Source organism: Streptococcus sp. GMD4S, from assembly GCF_000296955.1.
This window is the reverse complement of record NZ_AJRE01000246.1, coordinates 1-1219: the sequence shown is the minus strand read 5'-3', so window position 1 is coordinate 1219 and position 1219 is coordinate 1. Positions and strand designations below refer to the sequence as shown.

Below are 1219 nucleotides of genomic sequence, written 5' to 3'. Positions count from 1 at the left end.
CTTGAATACGGTATGCCACCAACAGGTGGTTTGGGTATCGGTATCGACCGTCTCTGCATGCTCCTCACTGATACAACTACTATCCGTGATGTATTGCTCTTCCCAACAATGAAATAATACTCTTCGAAAATCTCTTCAAACCGCGTCAGCATTTCCTTGCCGTATGTATGGTTACTGACTTCGTCAGTTATATCCACAACCTCAAAACAGTGTTTTGAGAAGCCTGCAGCTAGCTTCCTAGTTTGCTCTTTGATTTTCATTGAGTATAAGCTCTTATCCTCTGGTACTTTCCAGAGGATTTTTCAATGCAAAAAGAGACTGAGGAAAAACTCAATCTCTTTTCTTATTCTTGATTTTTAACTTGACTGGTGGCTACATCTTCCCCAAACCATTTCTGGCTGATTTCCTGAAATTTTCCTTCTTGGTATAGTGAGATAAAGGCTTGATTCAGAGCAGCTAGCAAGGTTTTATCAGCAGGTCTAACACCCACTGCAAAAGCTTCACTTTCAAATCCAGCTGAAAAGACATTGTAGTCATTTAATATTCCTTCAGACTGGAGATAATAATTGGCATATACCCGGTCAATCAACAAGGCATCAATCCGATCGTTTTTCAAATCAATTAAGGCTTCATTGAAACTTTGGTATTGATTGGCCTTCTGGTCTTTCACTCGATTCTTGAGTAGTTCGGGTTGTCCTTCAAAATTCAAATATCCAGAAGATCCAGCCTGGGCCCCTAAAACTTTGTCAGTCATATCCTGAACTGAGTGGATGTTTTGAGACTTTTTAGAGACCAAAACTTGTTGATTTTCCATGTAAGGAATGGTAAAAGCAACCTTCTCTTTCCGTTCATCTGTTGCTGTATAGCCATTCCAGATGGCATCAATGGTACCATTTTGTAGCTCGGTTTCTTTCATATCCCAGTCGATGGGTTGAAATTTAATCTGAATTCCTAGCTTTTCGGAAACAGCTTGGGCCAGGTCAATATCAAAGCCTGCATACTGGCCATTCTTTTCCTCAAATCCCATAGGAACAAAGGTATTGTCAAAGCCAATGGTAATGCTTCCCTGCTTTTGATATTTGGCCCAATTATCCTGATTTGGATCACTTGCCTTCTGAGTACAAGCCGTCAGGAAGAAGCTAAAGAACAGAGCAAGTACAAGGGCAATTTTCTTTCTCTTCATAGGCACCTCCTAGTCCTACTTTGGATCAACCTTAAG

The 1219-nt window shown here is 40.6% G+C and carries 2 protein-coding genes; one reads left to right on the top strand and one right to left on the bottom strand.

Annotation, left to right across the window (positions count from 1 at the left end; all coding sequences use genetic code 11):
• Positions 1-117 (top strand): amino acid--tRNA ligase-related protein (locus GMD4S_RS13930; protein WP_155994295.1); only part of this gene is annotated, 117 nt, incomplete at its 5' end.
• A gap of 226 nt (positions 118-343) precedes the next feature.
• On the opposite strand, the gene GMD4S_RS09060 is transcribed toward GMD4S_RS13930, so the two are convergent.
• Positions 344-1183 carry an amino acid ABC transporter substrate-binding protein gene (locus tag GMD4S_RS09060; protein WP_000823418.1) on the bottom strand — a complete coding sequence of 280 codons (840 nt, stop codon included), beginning with the start codon at positions 1181-1183 and terminating at the stop codon, positions 344-346.
• Between the last annotated feature and the right edge of the window lie 36 nt (positions 1184-1219).

What these genes read in the sequence shown, in the direction of transcription:
- GMD4S_RS09060 (WP_000823418.1), bottom strand. Translation starts at nt 1,183, where the DNA reads ATGAAGAGAAAGAAAATTGCCCTTGTACTTGCTCTGTTCTTTAGCTTC.